Source organism: Sphaerisporangium sp. TRM90804 (assembly GCF_029846175.1).
Lineage (GTDB): Bacteria > Actinomycetota > Actinomycetes > Streptosporangiales > Streptosporangiaceae > Sphaerisporangium.
This window is the reverse complement of sequence record NZ_JARWAC010000017.1, coordinates 333,658-358,705: the sequence shown is the minus strand read 5'-3', so window position 1 is coordinate 358,705 and position 25,048 is coordinate 333,658. Positions and strand designations below refer to the sequence as shown.

The 25,048-nt window shown below is 69.8% G+C and carries 26 protein-coding genes and 1 pseudogene; 9 read left to right on the top strand and 18 right to left on the bottom strand.

Going from position 1 to position 25,048, the window contains the following annotated elements; all coding sequences use genetic code 11:
- From PYR91_RS23555 to PYR91_RS23540, 4 genes and pseudogenes are all read right to left on the bottom strand, one after another.
- Positions 1-383: pseudogene (locus PYR91_RS23555) on the bottom strand (3-deoxy-7-phosphoheptulonate synthase); the annotation flags it as partial.
- Between the two features lie 309 nt (positions 384-692).
- Positions 693-1,496 carry a TIGR03084 family metal-binding protein gene (locus PYR91_RS23550; protein WP_279782853.1) on the bottom strand — a complete coding sequence of 268 codons (804 nt, stop codon included), beginning with the start codon at positions 1,494-1,496 and terminating at the stop codon, positions 693-695.
- 144 nt (positions 1,497-1,640) lie between these two features.
- The gene (locus PYR91_RS23545) at positions 1,641-3,365 is read right to left on the bottom strand and encodes a DHA2 family efflux MFS transporter permease subunit (protein WP_279782852.1); all 1,725 of its coding nucleotides are present in this window, start codon (positions 3,363-3,365) and stop codon (positions 1,641-1,643) included.
- Between the two features lie 273 nt (positions 3,366-3,638).
- Positions 3,639-3,989 carry a hypothetical protein gene (locus PYR91_RS23540; RefSeq protein WP_279782850.1) on the bottom strand — a complete coding sequence of 117 codons (351 nt, stop codon included), beginning with the start codon at positions 3,987-3,989 and terminating at the stop codon, positions 3,639-3,641.
- A 337-nt stretch (positions 3,990-4,326) separates the two neighbouring features.
- Here PYR91_RS23540 and PYR91_RS23535 point away from each other — a divergent pair, with 337 nt between their 5' ends.
- The 4 genes from PYR91_RS23535 (at position 4,327) to PYR91_RS23520 (ending at position 9,246) form a co-directional block, all read left to right on the top strand.
- Entirely contained in the window at positions 4,327-4,689 is a 363-nt protein-coding gene (locus PYR91_RS23535; RefSeq protein WP_279782848.1) for a lactococcin 972 family bacteriocin, read from the top strand.
- Between the two features lie 166 nt (positions 4,690-4,855).
- On the top strand, positions 4,856-6,901 hold the full coding sequence (locus tag PYR91_RS23530) for a hypothetical protein (protein WP_279782847.1): 2,046 nt from the start codon (positions 4,856-4,858) through the stop codon (positions 6,899-6,901).
- A gap of 106 nt (positions 6,902-7,007) precedes the next feature.
- Positions 7,008-7,631: an ATP-binding cassette domain-containing protein gene (locus PYR91_RS23525; RefSeq protein WP_279782874.1), complete on the top strand. Its 624-nt coding sequence runs from the start codon at positions 7,008-7,010 to the stop codon at positions 7,629-7,631.
- A 628-nt stretch (positions 7,632-8,259) separates the two neighbouring features.
- A complete protein-coding gene (locus tag PYR91_RS23520; RefSeq protein WP_279782845.1) occupies positions 8,260-9,246 on the top strand; it encodes a helix-turn-helix domain-containing protein in 987 nt (328 codons plus the stop codon).
- A gap of 68 nt (positions 9,247-9,314) precedes the next feature.
- Here the strand turns inward: PYR91_RS23520 and PYR91_RS23515 are convergent, their stop codons facing one another.
- The 7 genes from PYR91_RS23515 to PYR91_RS23485 all read right to left on the bottom strand — a co-directional run bounded on the left by PYR91_RS23515 (position 9,315) and on the right by PYR91_RS23485 (position 14,633).
- On the bottom strand, positions 9,315-9,812 hold the full coding sequence (locus PYR91_RS23515) for an MBL fold metallo-hydrolase (RefSeq protein ID WP_279782843.1): 498 nt from the start codon (positions 9,810-9,812) through the stop codon (positions 9,315-9,317).
- A gap of 99 nt (positions 9,813-9,911) precedes the next feature.
- The gene (locus PYR91_RS23510; protein WP_279782842.1) at positions 9,912-10,547 is read right to left on the bottom strand and encodes a response regulator transcription factor; all 636 of its coding nucleotides are present in this window, start codon (positions 10,545-10,547) and stop codon (positions 9,912-9,914) included.
- Positions 10,544-11,815 (bottom strand): sensor histidine kinase, encoded by a 1,272-nt coding sequence (locus PYR91_RS23505; RefSeq protein WP_279782839.1) that lies wholly within the window; start codon positions 11,813-11,815, stop codon positions 10,544-10,546. The genes PYR91_RS23510 and PYR91_RS23505 overlap by 4 nt, the downstream gene beginning before the upstream one ends.
- 7 nt (positions 11,816-11,822) lie before the next feature.
- Positions 11,823-12,527, bottom strand: a complete 705-nt coding sequence (locus PYR91_RS23500; RefSeq protein ID WP_279782837.1) for an ABC transporter permease — start codon at positions 12,525-12,527, stop codon at positions 11,823-11,825.
- Complete coding sequence (locus tag PYR91_RS23495; RefSeq protein WP_279782835.1) at positions 12,527-13,444, bottom strand: ABC transporter ATP-binding protein; 918 nt, start codon at positions 13,442-13,444, stop codon at positions 12,527-12,529. The genes PYR91_RS23500 and PYR91_RS23495 overlap by 1 nt, the downstream gene beginning before the upstream one ends.
- Before the next feature lie 168 nt (positions 13,445-13,612).
- Positions 13,613-13,819, bottom strand: a complete 207-nt coding sequence (locus PYR91_RS23490) for a DUF397 domain-containing protein (protein ID WP_279782834.1) — start codon at positions 13,817-13,819, stop codon at positions 13,613-13,615.
- A complete protein-coding gene (locus PYR91_RS23485) occupies positions 13,809-14,633 on the bottom strand; it encodes a helix-turn-helix transcriptional regulator (RefSeq protein ID WP_279782832.1) in 825 nt (274 codons plus the stop codon). The genes PYR91_RS23490 and PYR91_RS23485 overlap by 11 nt, the downstream gene beginning before the upstream one ends.
- Before the next feature lie 188 nt (positions 14,634-14,821).
- On the opposite strand from PYR91_RS23485, the gene PYR91_RS23480 reads away from it, so the two are divergent.
- Positions 14,822-15,214, top strand: a complete 393-nt coding sequence (locus PYR91_RS23480) for an ATP-binding protein (protein WP_279782830.1) — start codon at positions 14,822-14,824, stop codon at positions 15,212-15,214.
- On the opposite strand, the gene PYR91_RS23475 is transcribed toward PYR91_RS23480, so the two are convergent.
- Both PYR91_RS23475 and PYR91_RS23470 read right to left on the bottom strand, forming a co-directional pair.
- On the bottom strand, positions 15,202-16,299 hold the full coding sequence (locus PYR91_RS23475; protein WP_279782828.1) for a hypothetical protein: 1,098 nt from the start codon (positions 16,297-16,299) through the stop codon (positions 15,202-15,204). The two genes, PYR91_RS23480 and PYR91_RS23475, sit on opposite strands and share 13 nt — an antisense overlap.
- A 702-nt stretch (positions 16,300-17,001) precedes the next feature.
- Positions 17,002-17,493, bottom strand: a complete 492-nt coding sequence (locus PYR91_RS23470; RefSeq protein WP_279782826.1) for a helix-turn-helix domain-containing protein — start codon at positions 17,491-17,493, stop codon at positions 17,002-17,004.
- A gap of 106 nt (positions 17,494-17,599) precedes the next feature.
- Between PYR91_RS23470 and PYR91_RS23465 the strand changes: the two genes are divergently transcribed.
- Positions 17,600-17,959: a nuclear transport factor 2 family protein gene (locus PYR91_RS23465; RefSeq protein WP_279782824.1), complete on the top strand. Its 360-nt coding sequence runs from the start codon at positions 17,600-17,602 to the stop codon at positions 17,957-17,959.
- 98 nt (positions 17,960-18,057) lie between these two features.
- Positions 18,058-18,897: an aminoglycoside phosphotransferase family protein gene (locus PYR91_RS23460; RefSeq protein ID WP_279782822.1), complete on the top strand. Its 840-nt coding sequence runs from the start codon at positions 18,058-18,060 to the stop codon at positions 18,895-18,897.
- On the opposite strand, the gene PYR91_RS23455 is transcribed toward PYR91_RS23460, so the two are convergent.
- Positions 18,894-19,742, bottom strand: coding sequence for an arylamine N-acetyltransferase (locus PYR91_RS23455; RefSeq protein WP_279782820.1), 849 nt, complete (start codon positions 19,740-19,742; stop codon positions 18,894-18,896). The genes PYR91_RS23460 and PYR91_RS23455 overlap by 4 nt on opposite strands.
- 75 nt (positions 19,743-19,817) lie before the next feature.
- On the opposite strand from PYR91_RS23455, the gene PYR91_RS23450 reads away from it, so the two are divergent.
- Positions 19,818-20,465, top strand: coding sequence for a TetR/AcrR family transcriptional regulator (locus PYR91_RS23450; protein WP_279782818.1), 648 nt, complete (start codon positions 19,818-19,820; stop codon positions 20,463-20,465).
- A 58-nt stretch (positions 20,466-20,523) separates the two neighbouring features.
- Here PYR91_RS23450 and PYR91_RS23445 read toward each other — a convergent pair whose 3' ends face one another.
- The 3 genes from PYR91_RS23445 to PYR91_RS23435 all read right to left on the bottom strand — a co-directional run bounded on the left by PYR91_RS23445 (position 20,524) and on the right by PYR91_RS23435 (position 23,350).
- A complete protein-coding gene (locus PYR91_RS23445; protein ID WP_279782816.1) occupies positions 20,524-21,174 on the bottom strand; it encodes a cysteine hydrolase in 651 nt (216 codons plus the stop codon).
- Positions 21,175-21,504: 330 nt separating this feature from the next.
- A complete protein-coding gene (locus tag PYR91_RS23440; RefSeq protein ID WP_279782814.1) occupies positions 21,505-22,263 on the bottom strand; it encodes a class I SAM-dependent methyltransferase in 759 nt (252 codons plus the stop codon).
- A gap of 337 nt (positions 22,264-22,600) precedes the next feature.
- The gene (locus PYR91_RS23435; RefSeq protein ID WP_279782812.1) at positions 22,601-23,350 is read right to left on the bottom strand and encodes an SDR family oxidoreductase; all 750 of its coding nucleotides are present in this window, start codon (positions 23,348-23,350) and stop codon (positions 22,601-22,603) included.
- 126 nt (positions 23,351-23,476) lie between these two features.
- Here PYR91_RS23435 and PYR91_RS23430 point away from each other — a divergent pair, with 126 nt between their 5' ends.
- Positions 23,477-23,911: an Rrf2 family transcriptional regulator gene (locus tag PYR91_RS23430; protein ID WP_279782810.1), complete on the top strand. Its 435-nt coding sequence runs from the start codon at positions 23,477-23,479 to the stop codon at positions 23,909-23,911.
- A gap of 36 nt (positions 23,912-23,947) precedes the next feature.
- Here PYR91_RS23430 and PYR91_RS23425 read toward each other — a convergent pair whose 3' ends face one another.
- Positions 23,948-25,042, bottom strand: coding sequence for a hypothetical protein (locus tag PYR91_RS23425; RefSeq protein WP_279782808.1), 1,095 nt, complete (start codon positions 25,040-25,042; stop codon positions 23,948-23,950).
- Positions 25,043-25,048 lie beyond the last annotated feature (6 nt).

Below are 25,048 nucleotides of genomic sequence, written 5' to 3'. Positions count from 1 at the left end.
CCCCCACGCAACAACGTCGCCCCCGCCGCCTTGGCCATCCGCGCCGCCGCCAGCGTCTGGTCATGCGTCTCCACCGCACACGGCCCGGCCACCAGCGTCACCGTCTCCGGACCGATCGGCACCCCGCCCACCCGCACCGTCGACCTCTCTGGGTGGTGCTCGCGGCTGACGAGCTTGTACTTCACCGTGATGCGGGTGACCTGGCTGACTCCGCGCATGCCGCCGAGGTTCAGCGACGCGAACTCGTCGATGTCGCCGACCAGGCCGATGATGATGCGGCTGACTCCCCGGCTGACGAAAGCCTCGCCGCCCACGAGCTGCACGAGTTCCACTACCGCCTGAATATCGGCCTGCGTGGCGTCCGCGGCCATCACGATTACCATGTCGATCGCTGCCTTTCTATTCCTGATGTCGATGAAGTCGTTCTCTCACCTACGACTGTGCGCCCTCCACGGCGGCGAAATCAGGAAAACTAAAGTCAGCAAGTTGTCCGGGTGTAACAGGTTCCTGCCAACGCGCCGAACAGGTCTCCGTGTTTTCGGGTGCGCCGGTGAAAGGGCGTCCCGCGCCCGCGTCCGGCCCCCGCCGCCGTGCGGATCGGGGCTGGGCGACGGCATGGGAACGACCCCACCGGCGCGACGGGCCGGTGGGGTCGTGAGGCTTCAAGGAGGGGTTCCGAAGTCCCGGGCGGCCTAGACCGCGACGGGCGCGAACTGGCCGGGCGCCCGTCCCGCTCCCGCGGGGCCGCGGTAGCACTGGGCGATGTCCATCCAGTGGTCGGCCTCGTCCCCCGTGGCGGTGAGCGCGAGGTCGTCGCGGTGGCGACGGCGGGTGGCGAGCAGGCAGAAGTCCACGGCGGGGCCGGAGATCCGCTGCTCGGAGTCCTCAGGGCCGAACGCCCACAGCTCGCCCGACGGGGAGGTCAGCTCGAAGCGGAACTCGGTGGCCGGCGGCGTGAGGTCGCGGGCCAGGTAGCCGAAGTCCCTGGTCAGGACGGCGAAGACGACCAGGTGCGCGAGGCGGTCGGTGCGCTCCAGCTCGGCGCCGACGGCGTCGGCGATGTCCTGCCCGTGGGCGAACTGCTCCATGATGCCCGCGCACGCCAGAATGATCGGCGGCAGCGGGTTGACCAGCCAGGGCACCACCTGCCCGGCGGGCACGGCGGCGAGTGCCTGCACCACGGCGGCGCGCTCGGCGCGCCAGCGGCCGAGCAGCACCTCGGGCGAGTCGTCGGCGTAGCTTCCGAGAGCGGCGTTGACCGCGCCCTCGAAGTCCTCCTCGGCGCCGGTGGCCAGCGCCTTGAACTTCTCGGGGTCGGAGGCGGCCGCGCCGGCCAGGCGGAAGATGAAGGAAAGGTGGGCGATCTGGTCGTGGATCGTCCAGCCCGGGGCCGGGGTGGGCAGCCGCCACTGCTCGGGGTCCAGACTCGACACAAGGCGGTCCAGCTCGTCGCCCTCGGCGGTCAGGTCCCTGAGCACGTCATCCAGTTCGGACACGCTTCTCTCCTGTCACTCGGAATTCAATGGGTCGAGGCGTCTGAATCACTCGCTCTGCGTGCCGGTTCGACGCTGCGAAACGCGGGAACAGAAGGTTTCCGGCTCGTGGACGACGTCATCGGGGATGATGTCGTGGCCGCCCACTCAAGCATCCTCCCGGCCCGTTCCCATGTCTTCTCCGCGCGTGCTTTCCGTTCCGCCCCCGGTGAATGCGGCGGAATGCGCCGGATATCGCGCGGGCGCGGTCCGCGGCGTCGCCGGGACGGCTTCGGCGGGCGCGGGGCGGGCGCGGCGGGTGATGAAGACGGCGAGCACCGCGCCGGCGAGCACGACCGCGGCGGCGCCGGTCAGCGCGGGGCGGGCCGCGAGCATGAACGCCTCGGCGAAGGCGTCGTGGGCCAGCCGGGCGAAGCGCTCCGCCACGTCCGGGGCGAGCCCGGCGGGCGGGGCGACGCCGCCGCTCTGGCCGCCGCCCATGCCGAGGCCGCGCGCCGCCGCGTCGGCGAAGCCGGTCACGTACGGCTCGCGGGCCTCCGGCGGGAGGGACGGCGCGCGCTCGCGCGCCTCGTGGAACAGGGCCTCGACGAGCCTGTTCTGCAGCACGGCTCCGATCACGGCGGCGCCGAGCGCGGCGCCGACCTGGCGGGCGGTGTTCAGCACGCCCGAGGCGGCCCCGACCTGCGCGGGGACGATGTCGCGCATGGCCTCGGTCGTCGCGGGCGCGAAGGCGAGGCCGAGCCCGACGCCGACCACGAGCAGCGGCGCGACGTAGGTCAGGGCGGTGGAGGAGGTGGTCGGTACGAACGCCACGGCGAGCAGGCCGGCCCCGTACAGGGTCAGCCCGGCCACCAGCGGGATCCGGCCGCCGATGCGGTCGGCCAGGCGTCCGGCCACCGGGGCGAGCGCCGACAGCGCGACGGTGAGCGGCAGCCCGGCGACGCCGGACATCAGCGGGCTCATGCCGAGCACGGTCTGCGTCTCGATGACGAGCACGAGCATCAGCCCGTACAGCGCGAACGACACGATCAGCGTGATCAGCGTCGCGATGGTGTAGTTACGGTTGCGGAACAGCGCCAGCGGCAGCAGCGGCTCGGGGTGGCGCCGCTCCCACAGGACGAACAGCACGCCCAGCACGACCGCCGTCACGAAGATCCCCGGGATGGTCACCGGGCCGGCCACCGTGCCCCAGCCGTGACGCTGCCCCTCCACCAGGGCGTAGACCAGCGCCGACAGGGCGCCCGTCGCGAGCAGCACGCCGGGGACGTCGAAACGGTGCGGCGCCCGGGGCCGCAGCGCCGGGACGAAGCGGAAGGCCAGCGCCGCGCCGGCCAGCGCGACCGGCACGTTCAGCCAGAAGATCGACTGCCAGCCCAGGTGGGTGACGAGCAGCCCGCCGAGCGTCGGCCCGCTCACCGAGGCCACCCCGGCCACGGCGGCGAAGATGCCGAAGGCGGCGCCGCGCCGCTCGGCCGGGAAGATCGCCGAGATGAGCGTGATGGCCTGCGGCAGCAGCGCCGCCGCCCCCACCCCCTGGAGCACCCGGGCGGCGATCAGCAGCTCGGGCGTCTGCGACAGCCCGCACAGCGCCGAGGCCACCGTGAACACCCCGAGCCCGGCGACGAACACCGCGCGCGGCCCGAACACGTCGCCCAGCCGCCCGAACAGGATCAGCAGCGAGGCGAACGCCAGCAGGTAGCCGTTGAGCACCCACAGCACCTCGTCGATGCCCGCGTCGAGCGTGGTCATCATGTCGGGCGCGGCGATGTTGACGATGGTGCTGTCCAGCAGGATCAGGAAGTTGGCCACGCACAGCACGAGCAGCGCCAGCCACGGGTTGACGCGGCGCTCCCGGCCCGCGCGGGGGCTCATCGCCACCCCGCCGGGGCACGGCTCGTCCGGGCGCGCCGGAGCCGGATGGTGGGGGGCGTCGGAATCACCTTCTCCTGGTGCCGAGAGCGGGACACGGCCCGGAGGAACAAGCCCGTCAGCCGGGCGCCGGGCCGGGGGCCGATGCCGGGGCCACCCACCCCCAGCATCTCCCGCCGCAGATCAGGAGTCTTCTCCCCACGTGCTTGCCCGCGACGGGCCGAGCCGGCCGGGCACGGACCTACGACTCAGCCGGTTCGGGCGCGCCGTGGCCGCTCAGGTCGGGGAGATGCCGTGGCGCCGGACGATGTCCTCGTATTCCTCACGGGGGAACTTCCGGATGTCGCGGATGTCGCCGTAGGTGGCGCGGATCTCCGTAACGATGGCGTCGACGTCGTAGTCCTCGACACGGTCGCCGAGGCTGTGGAAGACCTGGCGGGCGAGGTCGTACCTGCTCATGGGGCGCTCCACGAGGATGCGATCGATGGTCGTGCGGGCGATGCCGGTCAGGGTGTGGATGCGGTGCTTGCTGACGCCCGCGGCGTTGGCCGCACGCACGAGGTCGTCCCGGCGGGCGACGTTGGCGGCCCATTCGGAGAGCACCCGTTCGGCATCTTCAGCACTCATGTAGCGAACGCTACATGTAGCGAACGCTACAAATCAAGGTCTCGCGCACCCCTGGCGGTTACGTCATGTCACCCCGCCTGCACCGACGAGCCACGCTCGGGCCGCCGGGCACACATACGCAAGAAACCCGGCCTGAAGAGTCAACGACTTTCTCCTCGCCCCACCTCAGACTCGAGAACGTACCGGCGAGTCGTTCACGTCAGAGAGGACCGCATCGGAAACTGAAACCGATCGAAGGTGACACCCCCGAACAAGGACGTCATCCTTCCGAACCATTCCGCTCCTCGATACCCCTTCATCACCCGGGGAACTCTCCTGTGTTCACGAAAGGATATCCATGACAGTCTTCAGTCGTCTTCTTCTCATCGGGGTCGGCGCGGCCTTGACGAGTGCCGTCTTCGTAACGGGCGCCAACGCGGCCGTCGCCGAGCCCGAGTCCGGATCGGTCTCGCACAGCTCGTCAGCCGACTCGCCGGTCACGACCTTCGCGACCGAGTACGTGGGCGGCGGCACCTGGACCTACGGCGTCAACGCCGCCGACGTATGGTCGGACTACTTCCACGACACCAAGTGTCACGGTTCGTCGGCACAGGGGGCGTATTACCAGCGAGACTGGTTGATCGCGGCCGGATACTGGTCCGAGGTGAACATTCCGAAGGCGTCCTTCGGCAACAAATCCTACTGGCGGAACACCTGCTGATCCGCACGGCGACACTCCGACGATTCCGGTCGGGGTCCGGACTGCCGGGAGTAGGTGGCGATGAACGACCGCCTACTCCCGGCGGTTCACACAATTCACGCCGTCATATGACCCAACGACGCGTTACCGAGTGACGGGAACCGGCTGATCGATGCTGCATCGCGGGATGAAGTACGCCCACGCGACACTTCTCGTGTTCGCCGGCGTGCTTTCCTTTTTCGGAGTGAAGAGCGCCGAGGAGTGGGGGCTGAGCGGTCAGTCGGCCACCGTCTGGGTGACGGACGCCGCGAACGTGCCGGCTCCTCAGGTCGTCGAGACGGTGACGACGGTCGCTCGCGCGCACGGAGCCACCGTGGCGCGCATGATCCCGGACCTCCGGCATCCCGATTCCCGCCGCCATCTGTATCTCGTCGTGGGCGACCCGGAATCGTCGTCCGCGGCATGGCCGACGGAGGGATTTCCCGCTTTCAGCAGGGACATGCGGACGGTCGTTCACCGGATCGGCGAGATCACCGGCCGGGATCCACGGGGTTTCTACCAGGTCTTCGGCCCGCCAGAGGCGGGACAGGCGCTCCATGGCGCCTTCGTGCGTCTCGGCCTCACGAGTGAGATCACCCCGGAGCCTGGGCTCGCTGGACTGATCGCATACGTCGGCGCCGGTGCGCTGTCACTGATTTTCCTCACCGTCGGGCTGTCGGTCATGGTCACGGTCGGCTCCTGTGTCCTGCTGAACTCCAAGGCGTATGGGGTGCTGCGCCTGTGTGGAATGTCTTTCAGCGAGATATTGGCGCGCGACATGCGGCAGCTCGCGACGTTCTGGCTCTCCACTTTCGGGGTGGTGACGGCGGCTTCGCTTATTTTTCTCGGCTTCTACAATGGGTTGGACCGGTTTACCCTGTTCGCCCTCACGGCCGCCGGGGTCTGGAGCACGCTCGGCCTGCTGGCGATCGCCACACACGCGGTGGCGATCGGCCTGACATTCCAGACCGCCATCCTTCGGACCCTCAAAGGAGAGTTGGCGGCCCGGTCGACGATGGTCTGCGCCTACCTTGTCAGAGGGCCGGCGATTCTTCTGGCGTTCGTCGTCGGCCTGAGTTGTGTCCACGCGGGGCAGGAGGTCCTGGATCGTCAGGACGGCCGGGAGGCGTACGCCGAGGTCGGCGACGCCAGCACCATCCGGCTCGGCGGGAGTTTCACGCGCGAGGCGGAAGAGGAGGTCGTCGCGAAAGTAGGACGGTGGATCCGGCAGGCCGACAGGGACGGAAAGATCATCCTTCTGCATCCCTCCCTCGCCCCCCAGAAGGTGCCCCAGGTCCCCAACGTGCTGATCGTCAATCAGACCTTCCTCGCAGAACAGCCCGTCCTGGACCCCGCGGGACGTCCTCATGGACCGTGGCCACGCAACGAGGAAAGGCTGCGCTTCATCGTGCCAGCGCCTCTGGCGCCTTACGCCCCCTCGATCAGAGCGGCGGTCCTGGAGGAGCTGAGCCCCGGAGACGAGGCGACGGCGCGAATCGCGATCGACACGCTGCCAGCGAGACCGGGGCAGGCGGTGTTCACCTACGGCGCGTTCGAGCGCCTCGGGCGGAAGCACTCAGTGCTGGCGGACCCCGTCCTGGTGGTCATCCCCAATGGCTCGGCCATCGTGTCCGACGACGCCTACACCGCGTCGGCCAGCCATGACGAGGTCGTCTTCAAGGACTCCCAGCACGTGCGCGAAGCCTTGCGCGACCCCGAGCTGGGCGGGATGGTGGTGGCGCTGACCTCGGTCGCCGAGCAGTTCGCCGACGAGTACCGCAAGGCGGTCCACGAGTTCCGTCTCAGCGTGGCCGCTCTCGTCGTGGCACTGATTGTGCTTCTCGTCGCCGGCATAGGAGTCAGCATCGTCTACGCCCGCAAGAACGCCCAGGCCGTGTTCGTCAAGCACATCAGCGGGTGGAGGTTCGCCGCCACCTACCGCGCGCTCCTCGGCGCCGAGTCGCTGCTGCTGATGCTTCCCCTCGCATGGACCGCCTGGCAGGCCTGGGATGTCAGGCGGGAGATGGCCATGTACACGGCGGCGGGACTTCCCGCCCCACCCCGCCTCCAACCGCCCGAAGCATGGGAGACGATCCTCGCCGGAGGGATGACCGGGCTCGGGGTGCTCATGGTTCTGGGCGTGTTGACGGCCTTCCATCGACGAATCGTCCGGGAGGGGACGGCCGCGGCCTAGATCGATGTCACCCACCAATGAGGCACCGCAACAGAAGGAGAACCCGATGCCCGATCATGTCGTGGCGCACGACGGTCACAGGGTCGAGGACGGGCGGCCGGAGGTCTTGATCCAGGTGAGGGGGGTCGCGAAGTCCTTCGGCACGCGCACGTTGTGGCGCGACCTCTCCTTCACCGTCGAACGTGGCCGGATGCTCGCGCTGACGGGGCCCAGCGGCGCCGGCAAGTCCACGCTTCTCAACTGCCTGGGGCTGTTGGAGTCCGTGGACGACGGGGAGATTCTGGTCGACGGGGTGGACGTCACCGAGTTCAGATCCGGGGCGGCCCGCCGGTTCCGGCGCGACACCCTCGGCTACCTGTTCCAGAACTACGCGCTCATCGAGAACGCCACGGTCCGCGCCAACCTGGAGGTGGTTGTGCGTCCCCGGCCTGGCCGAGCAGCACGCGGCACCCTTGAGACCGCTCTGGAACGAGTCGGCCTCGAAGGGCGGGCCGCGGAGAAGGTGTACCGCCTCAGCGGCGGCGAGCAGCAACGGGTCGCGCTCGCCCGACTCCTGGTGAAGCGGCCGGTGATCGTAGTGGCGGACGAGCCCACCGGAGCGCTCGACGCCCGGAACACCGACATGGTGGTCGATGTACTCCGCGGCATGGCCGCTGGCGGCTCGGCCGTCGTCGTCGCGACCCATGACCCCACCGTCGAGGGTGCGTGCGACAAGGTGCTGCCCCTCTGACTCGATCTTCGGCGGCCCCTGCGGCGAAGGCTGGTCTTCCAGCCTGGATAGCTCGGGGCGCTTCTCCACCAGTTCCCGCCTCGACGCCCGCCCCGCCCGTGAGCACTCCGGGCTGAGCCCTGGTCTCGGGACGGCCGTGCCGTCCCCCCGCATCGTTGAGCGTGAAGTCCACCGCGAATCCGCCGCACGAACGACTCGGCTCGAGAAACTACCACAACTACCCAAACGGTTACTCGTTGCAGCAGCCCTGCAGTCAACCTCGATTTTCAGTACCGCATAAGCGCTTAAAACGGTATGCGCTGCCACCGTGCGATTAGACCGACAAAGCACGCAAACTTCACAAGAGGGCGTACACGTCGCGGACGCAGATCAAGGATGGCGACTTCTCGCCATCCTTCTGACTTCCAATAAAAATTATCTCCTCATAACTCGCACCAGCCGATATTCTTGACACAAGATCCTCTAAGGCGTGCCGAGACCCCGCATCCAGTCGTTTAAGGAAAGGCGAGTAGACCGACCGGCGGGAAGAAAGGACACCATTGAGATTCACCTCACAGCTGACGGTGAACCGTCTGAACAGGAAGACAGGCAGGCTCTCATAGAAACAGGCAGGCTCCCGTTGCCAGACATGATCTTCAACACCGGCGCCCTTCCCGTGCGCGAGCGGTTTGCCGGCTGGTGTGAGCTGACCGCCACGTCGCTCATCCCGACCACGATGGAGTCCGAGCACCGAGAAGACTTCCACGCGTCGATGCGACTGCGCGCGCATGGGCCGGTGCAGGTCAGCATGGTCACCTGTTCGGCCCTGACCGCTAAGCGATCTTCTGAGCTCATCCGCCGCGGCGATCCCGAGCTGTACTTCCTGGCACTCGTACAACGAGGAGAACTGGGGCTGGCCCACGCAGGCAGGGAAGTGGGGGTGAGCGCGGGAGACCTGGTCATCTACGACTCCTCGAATCCTTTCAGCGCCCACATGATCCCACCGACGCTCTGGGCCCAGAAGGTGCTGGTCGCGATCCCGAAGACGCATGTCCCGCTTCCGCCGAAGAAGATCGAACCGCTTCTGGGCACCAACATCGGCGACGGCGACGGCCTCGGCGACGTCCTCTCCTGTCTGATAACCCGGGCGACACTTCCCCCGGGCCCGGAGGCTCCGGGCCACAACCGGCTCAGCGGTGCGCTGGTCGACCTGCTGTCCGTCCTTCTGGGACACATGGCGGGCGATGTGCCGATCCCCCCTGAGACGCGCCATCACGGGTTACTTCTGCGGATCCGCGCGTTCATCGCCGGCAACCTCGGCGACTCGCGTCTGACGCCGCAGATGATCGCGGAGGCGCACGGCATCTCCCTCCGCCAGCTCAACCGGCTGTTCCAGCTCGAGGATCTGCCCGTGGCCGCCTGGATACGGCAACGCCGCCTCGCCCGCTGTCACCGCGACCTGGCCGACCCGGCTCTGCGCTCCCAGGCGGTGTACGTCATCGCACGCCGCTGGGGGTTCACCGACGCACCCTCCTTCACCCGGGCATTCCGCGCCAGCTACGACGTGTCGCCCACCCAACACCGAGAGGCCGCGCTCCTTGCCGCCGAGCACGCGAACACCAGAAGTCCGGCCTGAATGATCGACCTCCTCCTCCCTGACATCGCCTTGGGCCGGTGCCGTTCGGCGTGTCCATGGAGGTGCTGTCAGACGTCCTCCTGTGGGGAGCCGACCGGAGCGGTGTGACCTGGCTCCTGCCGAGTCGTGGCGCCCGTATCGCCCAGCGTGACGTGGAGTCCTTCCTCGGCCGCCAGCACCTCACCGCCGAACTCCTCGCGGGCGGCGGCCATGGAGGCGGCACGGTCGTTGCCCGGCCAGAAGTGGGTGAGCATCAGCCGGCGGGCGCCCGCGCGGCGGGCCCAGTGACCGGCCTCCGCGGAGGTCAGCAGGTTGCGGGTGGGGCGGTCGGTCTCGCCGTCGCGGTCGGTGGCCTCGACGATGAACAGGTCGGCGTCGCGGCCGAGTTCGGCCAGCGCGGGGGTGGGGCCGGTGTCGCCGGTGTAGGCCAGGGCGACCCCGCCGGCCTCCAGGTGCTCGTGGGTGACGACGACGGCGTCCACCGCGCCGTCCGGCCAATGTGCGAGCAGCCGCGGCAGCGTGGCGTAACCCAGGTCGAGCAGCAACCGGTATCCATCCCAGTCCACCGCGAACCCACTACAGGCCCGCCCCGGCTCCGGAAAGGCCCCACAACTGCCCAGAACGGTTACTCGTCGCATCCGCACAGGATGCCACCGCCGGGCCCGTCAGGAGCGGTCGAACAGGCCGCGCTCGAAGGCCGTCGCGACGGCGGCGGCGCGGTCTTTGACGCCGAGTTTGGCGTAGATGTGCAGCAGGTGGCTCTTCACGGTGGCCTCGCTGATGAACAGGCGGGAGGCGGCCTCGCGGTTGGTGGAGCCTCGGGCGATGAGGGCGAGGACCTCCAGTTCCCTGGCGCTCAGCGGGGAGGACGGGGCGCGCACCTGACCGATCAGGCGGGTGGCGACCGAGGGGGACAGCACCGCCTCGCCTCGGGCGGCGGCCCGCACGGCGCGGATCAGCTCCTCGGGCAGGGCGTCCTTCAGCAGGTAGCCGGTGGCGCCCGCCTCGATGGCCGGCAGCACGTCGCTGTCGGTGTCGTAGGTGGTCAGCACGAGGATCCTCGCCGTGTTGCCGCGCTCGGCCAGCAGCCGGATCGCGGTGACGCCGTCGGTGCCCGGCATGCGCAGGTCCATCAGGATCACGTCGGGCCGCAGCTCCTCGGCGAGGCCGACGGCCCGCGCGCCGTCACCTGCCACGCCGACCACCTCGAACCCCGGCTCGCCGGCGAACATGCCGCACAGGCCGTCGCGGACGATGGGATGGTCGTCGACGACGATCAGCCGCAGCGTGGTCTCGGTCACTTCGCCTCCCCCGCAGGGATCGTGGCGGAGACGGCGGTCCCCACCGGGATCGTGGCGGAGACGGCGGCGCCGCCGCCGGGCTCCGACTCCACCTCGAAGGTGCCCGCCAGCCTGGTCACGCGTTGCCGCATGGACGTCATGCCGAACCCCCCGCTGTCGGCGCCCGGGACGAACCCGGCACCGTCGTCGCGTACGTCCAGTGTGACGACGTCGTCCATGTACGACACGGTGACGCCGACCCTGGCTGCCCCGGCGTGCTTGCCCACGTTGGCGAGGGCCTCCTGCGCCACGCGCAGCAGGGTGACCTCCACCTCCGGGTGCAGCGGCCGGGCGTCGCCGGTCGTGGCGAACTCGACGCGGACGCCGTGGATGCCCTCCCACCGCTTGGTCACCTCCGCCAGCGCCTCCGGCAGGCGGGCGGACTCCAGCTCCCCCGGGCCCACGGCGTGCACCGACCGGCGCGCCTCGGCCAGGCTGTCCCTGGCCAGGCGGGCCGCGTTGTCGAGGTGGCGCTGCCACTCCGCCGGGTCGTGCTTGGCCTTGGCCGCGGCCTGGACCTGGGTGATGATCCCGGCCAGCCCCTGCGCCAGGGTGTCGTGGATCTCGCGTGCCATGCGCTGGCGTTCGTCGGTGACGCCCGCCTCGCGGGCCTGCAGCAGCAGTTGCGCCTGGAGCCCGGAGTTCTCGCGCATCGTCTCCTCCAGCCGGGCGTTGGCCTCGGCGAGCTGCTCCACCATCTTCCGGCTGCGGGCGCCCTGGTCGGCGGTGATGTCACCGAAGAGGCTGACCAGGACGACCAGCACCGTGATGGCGACGATGAACAGCAGGTAGGAGGAGATGACGGCCGGGTCGGGGCCGGGCAGCCCGCCGAAGTAGCCGGTGACGGCGGCCGCCGCCGTCCCGGCCACGCCCACTACGCGCCATCGGCCGCGCAGCAGGGCCCAGGAGTGGACGTAGCCGGTGAAGGCGTAGAAGCCGGCGAACCAGGGGCTGAGCAGGCCCAGTGCGGCGATGAACCCCACCAGCCCGGCGACGTAGAGGCCCGCCGCCTTCGGGTTCGCCATCCAGGCGGGGTGCAGGGTGACCATCCACAGCGTCCAGCCGGCGGCGAGCGCCGTCAGCCCCAGGATGGCGAGCCGGCCGGCCGGCGTGGTGTCCTCGATGAGCAGGGTGAGCCCGGCCGAGACGGCCAGCACCAGGTACGGGAGGGCGGCCATCCCGCTGGCCAGCTGCCCGTCCGCGACGTGACGGGCGTCGTCGGGCGTCATCGCCGACTCACTCCCAACGGAAGAACCGAGCCGCGACCAAACCGACAACAAGCGCATAAGCCGCCATTGTTGCAAGAAGTATGGGTTGTGTCGCCGCGCCGCTCCAGGCGTCGTGGATGGCCTGCCGGAACAGGCCGAGCGGGGTGAACTCGCCGATCGTGGCCAGCAGCTCGGGCATGGCCTCCTTGGGCTGCATGAGGCCGCCGAGGAAGGCCAGCGGGAAGTAGAGCAGCACGCCGACGCCGTTGGCGGCGCGCCCGCTCGTGGCGATCGAGGCGATGAGCAGGCCGATCGCGAAGACGGCCGTGGTGCCGAGCAGGAAGGTGGCCGTCATCGCGACGAGGCGGGCGGGCTGGGCCGCCTGGAAGATCAGCACCGAGACCGCGACGAGCAGCGCCGAGGCGAGCGCCGCGTAGAGGAGCTGGAGGACGAGCTGCACGCTCAGCAGCGCGCCCGGGCTGACCGGCGTGGTGGACATCCTGCGCAGGATGCCCCGTTCCCGGTAGGTGGCCAGGGCGGTGGGCACCATGTAGAGCCCCACCAGTCCGACCCCGATCGTCATCGCCATCGAGGGCAGCACCGTGTCCCCCCGGCTGGCGCCGCTTCCGAAGACGACCAGGATGAAGAGCGGGATGATCATGCTGAAGAGGGCGCCCGGGTCGCGGAGCAGCAGCTTCGCCTCGACCCTGGTGAGGCGGGAGAAACCGGTCATCAGGACTCCTGGGTGTCGAGGTTGCGGCCGGTCAGGGCGACGAACGCGTCGTCGAGCGTGTGCCGCTCGACTCGCAGCTCGGCCACGGGGATGTGGTCACGGGCCAGGGCGGAGGTCACCGCGCCGGCGAAGTCGCCCCGGCCGGTGACGATCACGCGGTCGCCGGTGCGGGTCACCGACACCACCCCCGGCACCCGGGCCAGCGTGGCGTCGTCGACCGGCGCCAGCGGACGGAACCGGAGCTGCTGGTCGGCGTCCACGGCCGAGATCAGGCCCGAGGGGGTGTCCATCGCGACGATCCTCCCCCGGTCGAACACCGCGACCCGGTCGCACAGCTCCTCCACCTCGTCCATGAAGTGGCTGACCAGGACGACGGTCACGCCCGCAGCCCGGACGCGCTTGATCAGCTCCCAGGTGACCCGGCGTGCGGCGGGATCCAGCCCCGTGGTCAGCTCGTCCAGGAAGGCCACCTTGGGGTCGCCCACCAGCGCCAGGGCGATGAACAGCCGCTGCTTCTGGCCGCCCGACAGCTTGCTGAACCTGGCGTCGCGCTTGTCCGCCAGCCCCCATTCGTCCAGCAGCGCCCGCCAGTCCTTGGGCGCGCGGTAGAAGGAGGCGTACAGGTCGAGCGCCTCCCAGACCTTGATGTTCTCCGGCAGCAGCGACTCCTGTAGCTGCACGCCGACCCGGTGACTCAGCTCGCGCCGGTCCTTGACCGGGTCGAGCCCGAGCACCCTGATCGACCCGGAGTCGGGCCGCCGCAACCCCTCGGCGCACTCCACCGTGGTCGTCTTGCCCGCCCCGTTGGGCCCCAGAATGCCGAAGATCTCGCCCTCCTCCACCGAGAAGGACACCCCGTCGACCACCTGGACCCCGCCGTACCTCTTGGAGAGGTCTCGTACCTCGATAACCGCCATGCCCCAAGCTTGGGCCGCCCACCCCCCGCCCCGAATCGCCCGCCCGGCCATGATCACCGCCTGATACGGCTGACCGAAAAACCCACCGATCGGTTGATGCGCTCCCCTGGGCTCACCGGGCAAGGACCACCGAGCCGACCCGCGTCACGGGCCGGCCCGGCGCCCCGCTCAGACGCTCAGATCTCCGGTGCGCACACCGTTCAGGAAGACGCTCCACTCCCCCGGAGCGACGACCAGCACGGGCCCGGAGGGGTTCTTACTGTCGCGGACCGCTCGGACATCAGGGAGGTTCGAGGCGACCTCGACGCAGTCGTCACCCTCATCTCCGCTGAAGCTGCTCTTGCGCCAGTGCGCGCCATGAAATTCATGAGCCACTGTCGTTCACCACTTTCTCTATGAGCCTGAGTGACTGCCTGAACGGTACGGCCTCCGCCCTGATCGCGTCATATCTGCGGATGAGCCGGGCAATCGTGGATCGATCGTCTACGGTGCGGCCATAAGGCTGCCCGCCTACATGAGCCGCGTAAGCCGAGCCGCTGCGTTCAGCGATGATGAAGCCGCCGACGAGCCCACAGTGGACGGCTGTCTCGGCCGGAACGATTTGGATGGTTACCTGAGGGTGCTCGGCGATCTCACGCAAGAACCTGAGTTGCTCCCCCATGACCGCCGTACCGCCCACGGCTCGACGTAGTACGGCCTCATCCATGATGAAGTGGACGGCCGGGGGCCTGTCACGGTTGAGGATCCCGCGCCTTTGCATGCGGCCCGCGAGCCGTTCGTCCACCTCCTCGCCGGTGATGCCCGGTGACGCCATGAAGATCTCGCGTGCGTAGGCCTCCGTCTGGAGGAGGCCCGGGACGATGGTGGGTTCCCAGCTTCGCAGGGCGGTGGCCTCCTGCTCCTCTTCCAACCACGGACGGAAGTGCTCCGGCGCCTGTTTCCAGGTCGTCGCGGTGTGCAGCCGGGCCATGGTGCCGTCGAGATCGAGGGCCCGGTCGCAGAGCTCCGCGAAGTGCTGCGAAGGCGGCCTCTTGGCCAGCTCCACGAGGTGGACCATCGAGTCGGAGAATCCGATGCGCGCGCCGAGCTGCTTCTGCGTGAGGTTCGCGGCCTGCCGATGGCGGCGCAGCTCGTAGGCGAAGATCGCGCGCGGGGATTCGTGGGGGTCTATTTCTTTGCTGGGGGACAATTCGCACCTACCTGTTCGGGGAGGGCAATTCATCCGCCGACCGACCAATCGACAGAAACTGTAGTCGAGCCGTCGGCGGAATCTACTACCGAGCGTAACCCCCCGACGCCATTCTGGTGACGCGAAGTCCTCAAAAGGGTGCGGAGTTTTCACGAGAAAAGGCGAACGGCATGCGCACAGGGAATCTGTTGGGCGTCATCGACCTTCTAGGCGTTCCCGAGTCGGTCGGGCTCGCGCGCGAATACGTCCGCGAGAAGCTGGGGCACGACCATCCGGTTCTCGACGACGTGACGCTGTTGGTCTCCGAAGTCGTGACGAATGCCGTCATCCATTCCAACTCAAGAAACGGCGGAAAGGTCACGCTCGCGATCGTCGACTGCCACGACCTCATTCACGTCGACGTCGTGGACGCCGGGAGCAGCAAGGCCCCGGCCGTTCGCGGCGACATCTACGCCGAGAACGGCCGGGGCCTCATGCTCGTGGAAACCCTCGCCCACCGCTGGCACGTCTACGACGACCCCGCCGGCCGGACCGTCTGGTTCCAGGTGAAGTACCGCCATCGGCTCGCTCAGCGGTTGTAGGTCCAGATCACACCGTCGCGGCCGGAAGGCGCCCCGCCGACCGCCCAGGTGGGCCCCCCGCTCTCCGGCTGGAAGGCCAGGTCACGGACGGTCGCACGCCGGTTCGGCGGAGCCGGGAAGGCGCCCGGCTCGACGCTCTCGGGGCCGATGTGCAGGTACTCGCTGCCGCCGCCCTTGGCGTAGACGACCCAGGCCCCGCCTCTGCCGTCGGGCTCCGCCTGGGCGCGCGGCTGGATGCCCGGTTCGCTGCGGACCTCGAAGCTCAGGTCGCCCAGGTAGCCGGTCAGCAGCAACGTCTCACCCCGGAAGGAGGACTTCGCGTCGCCGCACGGCCAGGCGACCCAGCCGACGGCCATCACGCGGCCGGTCTCACCGTCGACCGCGACATCCGTCAGCTCCGAGATCTGGCCCGGGTGCGCGGACGGGATCGCCGGAAGCTCGACCGCTTGCCAGGCCGTGCCGGTCCAGCGGGCCAGAGCCGCCGTGCCCCGCGCCGAGCCCGCCGCCCACCTGCCGTCGAGCCCTTTGACCACGATCGGCGTGGGGACCTTGCGCCACACCGACCCGGCCAGCCGCCGCAGCGTGGACCGCGCCTTCCACCCGGCCTTACCGGCCGACGGGAACGTGTTGGCGTTCTCGATGACCCACAGGTTCTCGCCGATGGACTCCGCCCGGTCGACCCGGCCGTGGGGCCATCGCTTGACCAGCCAGCGCTTGCCGTCCCACCGGGCGTATCGCGACGCGCCGAACGCCCAGACCTTGGTGTCCGACGCCGACGCCAGCCGCCTCACCCGGAAGCCCGGCCCGGCGACCCGCTTGAAGGCGGACTGTCCGCGCTTCAACAGGAGCGGCTCGGCGCCGGTCGACCCGCTACCCGCGCGCCTGGTCCCCGCGACCCAGACCGCCCCGCCCGGCGTCACCGTCACCGAGTCGTAGGAGTCGCGGCGGTCGTCATGGACGACACTCCACTGACCGGCCGGCGCCACAGCCCGGGCGGCGGCCGACGGCACGGCGTGGGCGGTGGCCGGACTAGCGGTGAGGAAAAGAGCGAGGGCTGCGGCGGTGCCGCGAAATAAGAGTCCCATAAGGATAAGACGCGCCTTTCACCGGAAAAGTTGGCATGCGGACGGGGGCGGGCCGGTGAGATCAGGACCTATCGCGCGCGATCGATCGCCATGCCAGGGCTCACCGAGATCCCGGCGGAACGGGCAACCTGCGAAGTGGCCGACATCGGCCCGGACAGCGGGACGGCTCCCGGCGAGATTCCATGAAAGATCATAAAGCGGCCGGATGTGGACAACGGCGGCAATCGTGGCGCGACGCGATGGGGGTACACAGGGGATCACCGATTCCAGCGAAAGGGGCATCGTGCTTCCGTCGATGAGACGCCTCGCCACCGCCGCCTCGATAATCGTCCTGTCAGTGACCTCACTGCCTGCTCCGGCCGCGCACGCCGAGGGTTACTACACCTGTGCCACCGGAACCTACCAGTATTTCTCCTCCACACTGGGATATCGGGTTTGGGGCGAGGGATGCACGGGCTCGGGGTCTGGAGACGGATGGATGAACGTCACGATCACCGGTGGGTGGTACGCCGGCGATTACTACTGCGAATACCACCAGGCGTATCCCGAGCTGGGTACGGTGAACGGCTTGCTCTGCTCGTGATCACCCTTTCGCACGACGTGGTGACCGCGCACCGGCGGGGCCGTTGGTGACGACGTACGCGCGGCCGTCGTCCAGGCGACTGCCCGTCCCGGCGTCGACCACGACCACTCCGGTCTCCTCTACGGTCGCTGCGGGGTGTAGCGGGCACGCATGGTCGCACCGGCGGCCGGGCCGGCGGTGAAGACGTACGCACGGCTGTCGTCCAGACGGCGGCCGGTCTTGGCGTCGATCATGACCGGCTCGACCTCCTCACCGGTGGCCGCGTCGACCAGGATCATGCTGCGCTCCTCGGCCGGCAGGCGGGCGTTGCCCCAGGCGGCCATCGCGACGATGACCGGCCGCAGCGAACGGCCCAGCTCGGTCAGCACGTACTCGTGGCGCACCGGATTCGTCTGGTAGGGGCGGCGCTCCAGCAGACCGTCGGCGACCAGGGCCTTGAGCCGGCTGGTGAGCATGCTGGAGGAGATGCGCAGGTTCTCCTGGAACTGGTCGAACCTGGTGTAGCCGTCGAAGGCGTCGTGCAGCAGCAACAGCGTCCACCACTCGCCGACGTGCTCGATAGTGGCGGACAGCGGGCACTCGCGGTCTTCTTGCCTGGTCCGGAGCGGCATGGACGAACCTCCCGCAGTCACTGCTATTGTCGAAGTGAGTCACTTTCATTCTAGCAGTCAGTAGCACACCCGCACGACCTCACCATCGACACGCGAGGGACAAGCCATGAACCCAACCCAGACCGTCGCCTTGGACGCCCTGCCCGCCGCCATCACCGCCTACCTGGCCGCCCACCGCCACGACGACATCCCGGCCCAGCTCAGCCTGTTCGCCGCCGACGCCACGGTCGTCGACGACGGCCACACCCATACCGGCCTCACCGCCATCGCCGCATGGGCGGACCATTCCGCCGGCGCCTACACGTACACGATCACCCCGATCGCCGCCGAGCGGCCCGCCGAGAGCGACGGCGACTACACGGTCACCCAGCACCTGGCCGGCGACTTCCCGGGGGGCACCGTGGACCTCCGTTTCCGCTTCACCCTCCTCGACGGGCTCATCCGGCGCCTCGTCATCGAGCCGTGAGAAAACCCGGTTCGTCACCGGAGGCACACCTTGTATGTTTGCCCGGGTCGCCCCGCTTGGAGAGTGCGGCAGCGTCTGAGTGAGAGGGCCGGGCGACGATGCAGGCGTCAGAGTTCTCGCGCGCGGTGGCCGCGGCCGAGTCGACCGCCTCATCACTCGGCCTGACAGCCGACGACGCGGTCGTTCTGCAGAATTCGAGCAAGCTCACCCTGCGCCTGCTGCCCTGTGACGTCCTGGCGCGGGTGGCACCTGTGGCGCGACAGGTCGCGCGGTTCGAGATCGAGCTCGCTCGACGGCTCGCCGAATCCGAGAGCCCTGTGGCCGCTCTGGATCCTCGGGTGGAGCCGCGCGTCTATGAGCGTGACGGCTTCGTCGTCACGCTGTGGACCTACTACGAACCCGTGACACATCGCGAGGTCCCGCCGGCCGACTACGCCGACGCGCTCGACCGGTTGCACGCCGGCATGCGCAAGCTCGACGTCCCGGCGCCGCACTTCACCGATCGGGTCGAGCAGGCTCAGCGGCTCGTGGCGAGCCGCGACCGTACTCCGCGACTCACCGACGCGGACCGGGAGCTGCTCGGCGGCACGCTGCGAGGCCTGCGACGCGTGGTCGGCGAGCACGGCGGCGCCGAGCAGCTCCTGCACGGTGAGCCACACCCGGGCAACGTGCTCACCACGAAGAACGGGCTGCTCTTCATCGACCTGGAGACGTGTTGCCACGGGCCTGTCGAGTTCGACCTCGCTCACGCGCCCGAAGGCGTCGGCGAGCTGTACCCGGGCGTCGACCAAGCCCTGCTGCGCGCGTGCCGCGTCCTCGTGCTGGCCATGATCACGGCATGGCGCTGGGACCGAGACGACCAGCTCCCGGACGGCCGCCGCCTCGGCACCGAGTGGCTCAGCCGGCTCCGGGCGGCGGCTGCGCCGTGGCTGATCTAGGGGATGTCGCCGACGCGGGTGCGCCACAGGTCGTCCTGGGTGCCTGTCTTGTGCCAGAGGCGAGCGAGGCCGCTCTCGCCCAGGTCGTCGAGCGGGACGAGGAAGTCCGTGGAGAGCGTTCTGGCGAACTCGTCCAGATCTCCGATGGTCCGGGACGTCCTGCCGCCGGCGCCCAACCGGCGCAGCGTGCGTGACAGCAGCACCAGCGTGGAGCCGCCGGCCGGCCGGGCGGCCATGAGGGTGGTGACGTACGTCGACTCGGCGGAGGTGGACAGTTCCCGCGAGCGGGCGGCGAAGTCGGCGATGTCACGCGGTGACAGCCGGAAGTCGTAGGAGGCGATCGTCCCGCCGGGATGGTGGTGGAAGCGCCAGGTGCCCGGGTCGAGCCGCTCCAGCCGGTAGGTCAGGCCCTCCTGGATGTGCGGCCCCTCGCGCAGCGGCAGCGGCTCGACGAAGCCGTCCCCGATGCCGGCGTCGGCCAGCCAGCGCCGGCCGTCGAGATCGACCAGCAGCGCGTTGTGGTTGCCCCACATCGCCTCACCCCGGGCCGCGCGCAGGACGCCGGCCTCCACCATCGTCACCTCGAAGCCCGCCAGGCGTAACAGCATGGCCAGGCCCGCGTTCTGCTCGTAGCAGTAGCCGCCGCGCCGGCGCCGCACGAGTTTGTCGAACAGCGCGTCCGGTTCGAGGGAGATCGGCCTGCCGAGCTGAATGTCGAGATTCTCGTACGGCACGGCCCGCCGCCAGGCCCGGTGCAGAGCGGACAACGTCTCCGGGCCGGCGTCCACGGGCCCGTGGTGCCCGATCCGGTGGAGCATCGGGTCGATGGTCATCTCCGCGGTCATCTCCGCCTCCTAAGTGAAAGAAGATTCCCCACTTATACACTGCAAGTGATAGAGATTCATCCGTATACTGGCGGAGTGACGAACGAGAGCCCCGGCCGCAGGCTGCGAGCCGACGCCAGGCTCAACCGGGAACAGATCATCGAGGCCGCCCGCGCGCTCATCGCCGAGCGTGGCCCCGAGGTGCCGATGGAGGAGGTGGCCCGCCGCGCCGGCGTCGGGAACGCCACCCTCTACCGCCGCTTTCCCGACCGCGAGGCGCTGGTGCGCGGGGTCGCGCTGGACGGCTTCCACCGCGTGGTCGCCATCGCGCGTGACGCCGAGGACGAGGAGCCGGACGCCTGGCGGGCGCTGTCGCGCTTCGTCCGCCGGGCCGCCGCCGAACTGCGGCTGGCCACCTGGCTGTCGATCTGGTTCACCAGCACCTGGGAGCAGCTCCACGCCGACCCCGAGGAACGGCGGCTGCGCCAGACCCTGCTGAGGATCCTCGACCGCCTCGTCCGCCGCGCCCAAGCCGACGGCGACCTGCGCCACGACGTGGACGCCGGCGACCTGACGCTGATGATGGCCCTGCTCCTGCGGCCACTCCCCGGCCTGCGTGCCGAACTCACCCAGCGCAGCGTGGACCGCTATCTGACGCTCATGCTCGACGGCCTGCGCGCCCACCCGGACATCCAGCGACTGCCCGACGGCGATATCGGCCTGGCCGACCTGGGCGGCGACTGACGGCGTCCACAGACAGCCGGGTCGGGCCGCCCGGCGTACTCCCCGAAGACGTGGGGACCTACCGGAGCATGCGGTCGACCAACTCCTCGGTCGAGGGCACCGCGTGGGCGAGGAATCGGTAGTTGACGATCGCCGCCTCGTAGCCGTCGCCCCAGTCGGGGTGCCGGGGGCCGGCGGTCGCGTCCCTGACGACCGCCACCTCGAAGCCCTGCTCCAGGAACTCCCGCAGGTGTGATTCGACGCACAGGTTCGCCAGCATGCCGCCGAGAACGATCCTGCTGATCCCCCGCTTGCGCAGCTGCAGGACCAGATCGTTGGTCTGCGGGCCGAACACCTTGTGCGGGTCGGCGACGACGGTCCTGCCGTCTTCGATGTAGGGCTTGAATCGATCCAGCCAGTCCGCGCCGGAGTCGCGGAAACCGGTCAGATCCAGCGGGCCGCTTCGCGCGAAGGTGCCGGTCCGGAACTCCTCGGCCTCCAGCGGGCCGTTGAACCTCCAGCCGTCGTCGGAGGGATAGAAGTAGTGGGGCGATATGAAGACGTCATAGTCCCGCTCCTTGGCGGCCTTGAAGATGCGCTCCATGTTCTCGACCGTGCCGTTCTCGGTGACACTCGCGCCGACCACGGCCCAGCTCGTTCCGTTCTCGCTCAGCACGTCGTTCTGCGGGTCGATGAACACCACCGCGGTGTCGGACTGCTGGATTTCCATTGCCCGGGCCCCCTGTATCGTTTCCCGGCTCGCCGACGGCGAGACCGGCCCCGGCCGCACGGTCAGACTGCGGGGGCACACCCTTTCCGGCCGGCCGACAACCGTCATGTACCCATCGTGACCAGGGCGATCGCCTCGGACCGCTCGTCCGCGAGTCTCGGCCGCTTCCCGGCGGGACGAGAGCGGTGACCGGGGCGGCGCGGTGAGCGAAAAGCCGGCCGCGCCCGCCTGGCAGGCGAGCGCGGCCGGCGGTCAGGACTCATCGCCGTTGCGGCCGGCGGCCAGGGCACAGCGCCGTGGTGGCCGCCGCCCGGATCTGCGGGCGGCGGGCTACGGGCGCCGGGCCACCAGGAGCAGGCGGGGGCTGCCGAAGCGGAACGGGGCGCCGTCGGCGTCGCCGTACAGCTCGACGGCGGCGAACCCGGCCTCGGTGACCAGCCGGACGACCTCCGCCGTGGTGTAGACGTGCTGCACGGAGGTGCCGCGGTGCTCCCGCGTGCCCCGGCGGAAGGTGAACGAGGTGAGCCAGCGGCTGTTCACCACGTCGTACTCGTTGACCGAGACGGCCTCGACCCCGCCGATCGTCATCGGCGGCTCCTCCAGGGCCAGGTTCGGCAGCAGCGACTCGGCCACGAACGCGTAGTCCAGGATGAGGGCGCCTCCCGGCACGACGAGCCCGGCGAGGCCCGCGAGGAACCTCCGGGTGCCGTCATGCTCCAGGTAGCCGAAGGCGTTGCCCATGCACATCGCCACATCGCCCCGGACGTCGGCGGGAAGCTCCCGCATGTCGCCCTGGCGCAGGTCGAGGTCGAGCCGCTCGGCCGCGGCGGCGGCGCGGGCGTACTCGATGGCCTCGGCCGAGACGTCGAGGCCGGTGACCCGGCAGCCGCGCCGGGCCAGCCCGAGGGCGTGCCGGCCGCTTCCGCAGGCCACGTCCAGCACCCGGGAGCCGGGCGCCAGCCCGGCCACCCGGGCGACGAAGCCGACCTCGGCGGCGGTCGTCCGCTCGGGTACGGCCGCCCGCCAGAAGGCGTTGGGCAGCTCGGTGAAGAAGTCCGCATACCACGCGGACAGGGAGTCGTGCGACATTTCGTGTGTGCTCCACATCAGGTGCGCGGCAACCGGCGCCGCGCGAACGAGAAGTTCTCCGCGAGACCAGGGCACGACGAACAGGCGCGTTCCCAACGCACCGCGGCCGCGGGAGCAGCCGTTCTCGTCATCCGCCCCGGAGTGACCGGGCGGTGACCATGGCATCGCCTTCTCGTGATCGGCCGGGCCTCGGACCCGGCGGGAGCAACCACAGCCAGCGTACGACCCGCCGCACGACTCCTCAACGGATTACCGTCCTCTCAGCACGGCACCCCGCCCGGCCGTCAGCGGCTCACGACTCGCGGCCGATTCACCGTGAGAGCCCGACCTCGCGTGATCAGGCGTTGTAGCCGCCGTGCGCGTCGAGCACGGCGCCCGTGACGTACGACGCGGCGGGGCTCGCCAGGAAGGCGATCGCCGCGGCGATCTCGTCGGGATGGCCCATGCGTTGCAGGGACAGCGAGCCGACCAGGGCCTTGAGGGTCTCGGGGTCCGGCGGCTGCATTCCGCTTTCCATCAGTCCGGCCTCCACGACGTTGGCCGTGATGCCCCGGGGCCCGAGGTCTCGCGCGGCGCCCATGGTGTACCTCTCGATCCCCGACTTGGTCGCCGAGTAGTCGGCGAAGCCTGGAAGGCCTACCCGTGAGCCCAGCCCGGAACTCACCGTGATGATGCGGCCGTCCGCGCGCAGCACCCGAGAGGCGGCCCGGATGACGGCGATCACGCCGAGGTAGTTGGTGGCGTGCATCCGGTCGAGTGCGGTGGTGTCGGCCTCCGGGTCGTCCACCGTGCCGCTCACGGAGATCGCGGCGTTGTTGACGAGGATGTCCAGGCCGCCGAAGTGCGAGACCACATCGTCGATCAGCGCCGGCGCCCCGCTCATGTCCGCCTGGTCGGACCTGAAAGCGACGGCCTCGCCTCCCTTGCCGCGCACCTCGCCGACGACGGCCTGCGCCCGCTCCTCGGAGCTGACATAGGTGAACGCGACGTCGGCCCCCTGCTCGGCCAGCAGCCGTACGGTCGCGGCCCCCAGCCCGCGGGACCCTCCGGTGACCAGGGCGACCTTGCCCGTGAGCGGCTTGTTCATCGTTCCCACCTCTCTGATCGATCTTTCGACTGTCGTAACAGTAATGGTTACGACAGCCGGTCGCAACATATGTTGTTACGACCACGACGTTGTAACATAGAGCGTTACACCGGGAGGGGAGGACTCGTGAGCGCCAACAGCAGGCTGACCATCGCCGCCCACGCGCTGGCCTGGATCAGCCTCTACCAGCGCCGGGGCCATGGGGTCGCCACTTCCGAGCAGATCGCGTCCAGTGCGAACACCAATCCCGTGGTGATCAGACGGCTGCTCGGCGAGCTACGCGGAGCGGGGCTCGTGGAGTCCCGGCGGGGCGCGGGCGCGGGCTGGTCGCTGACGCGCGAGCTGGGGTCGATGACCCTGCTCGACGTGTACGAGGCGGTGGAACCCGGCCCGCTGTTCGCGATGCACCGCGCCACCCCCGACCAGGAGTGCGTGGTGGGGTACGGCATCCAGCCGGCGATGCAGGGCATCTACGAGGGCATCGAGCAGACCCTGAGGCGCGAACTGGCCGGCGTCACGCTGGAGGACGTCCTCCGGGACGTCCTGGCGGCACCTCGCTGACGGCCGGCTTCCCCGGGCGCCGCCGAGGTGTGCGGGTCACACGAGGCCGCGGCGGGTGGCCTGGGCGCCGGCTTGGAAGCGGGTTTCGGCGTTCAGGTCGTCCAGGAGTTCGCGGAGGCGGCGGCGCAGGCTACGGGGGCTGGTGCCCAGCTGGCGGGCTATGGCGTCGTCCTTGAGGCCGGCCGCGAGGAGGGCCAGGAGGCGGCGGTGGTCTGGGGACAGGTCGGCCCACTGCTCCTGTCGTTCGGCCCGCTCCTGTTGTCCGGCCCGCTCCTGTTGTCCGGGCCACTTCTGTTGTTCGGGCCGTTCCTGCAGGTCGGTGCGGGCAGGGCCGGTGGGCGGCTGGGGCGCGGGGGCGGGCAGGGCGGAGTGGGGGCGCATCGGGAGTGCCTCGCGCCACAGGCGCTCGAACAGCTCCACCAGGGCGACCACCATGGTGGAGCCCCTGATCAGCACGCCGTGGGTGAGCGGGGGGCCCATGTGCAGCGGCAGGACGGCCTGGCGACGGTCGACGACGGCCATCTTGAACGGCAGCTCGGGCAGTACCCGGGCCTCCTCGCCCGCGACGACCAGGTTGCCCACCTCGTCGAGCGCCCCGGCGTGCTCGAACGCCTCCGGCACGTAGATGGTGCGGTAACGGACGCCGCTGCGCAGCAGGCCGGTCTGCAGCGGGTTGTGGTAGTCGAGCACGTAGGGGGGCATGTCGAAGGTCAGCACCTCCTCCTTGGCCTCCTGCTGCAGGCGGACGTACCCCCGGGCCTGCTCCTCGGGGCCGGCCAGCACCTCGAAATGGCCGCCCTCGGACTCCTGACCGGCGGTGCGGAAGGCGGCCTCCAACTGGTCGGCCGTGTCGGTGAGCCGGTCGAGGTTGCTCTGCATGCCGCGCACCAGCGAGCGGATGGCGGACCCCGGGTTCGTCGCCGACCAGCGGGGCGAGCGTCCCCACAGGCGGCTGATCAGGCCCTTGGCGCGGAGCCTGCTCAGCGACGTCTGGATGCGCCCCGAGCTCTCACCGCTCCTCATGACGAGCTCCCGCACCGTGATGCCAGGGCAGGCGAGCACCTCGTGGTAGATGCGCTCGTCGAACGCGCTGATCCCCACGACCCCCAGCGCCGGACCGTCCTCAAGCATGCCTCC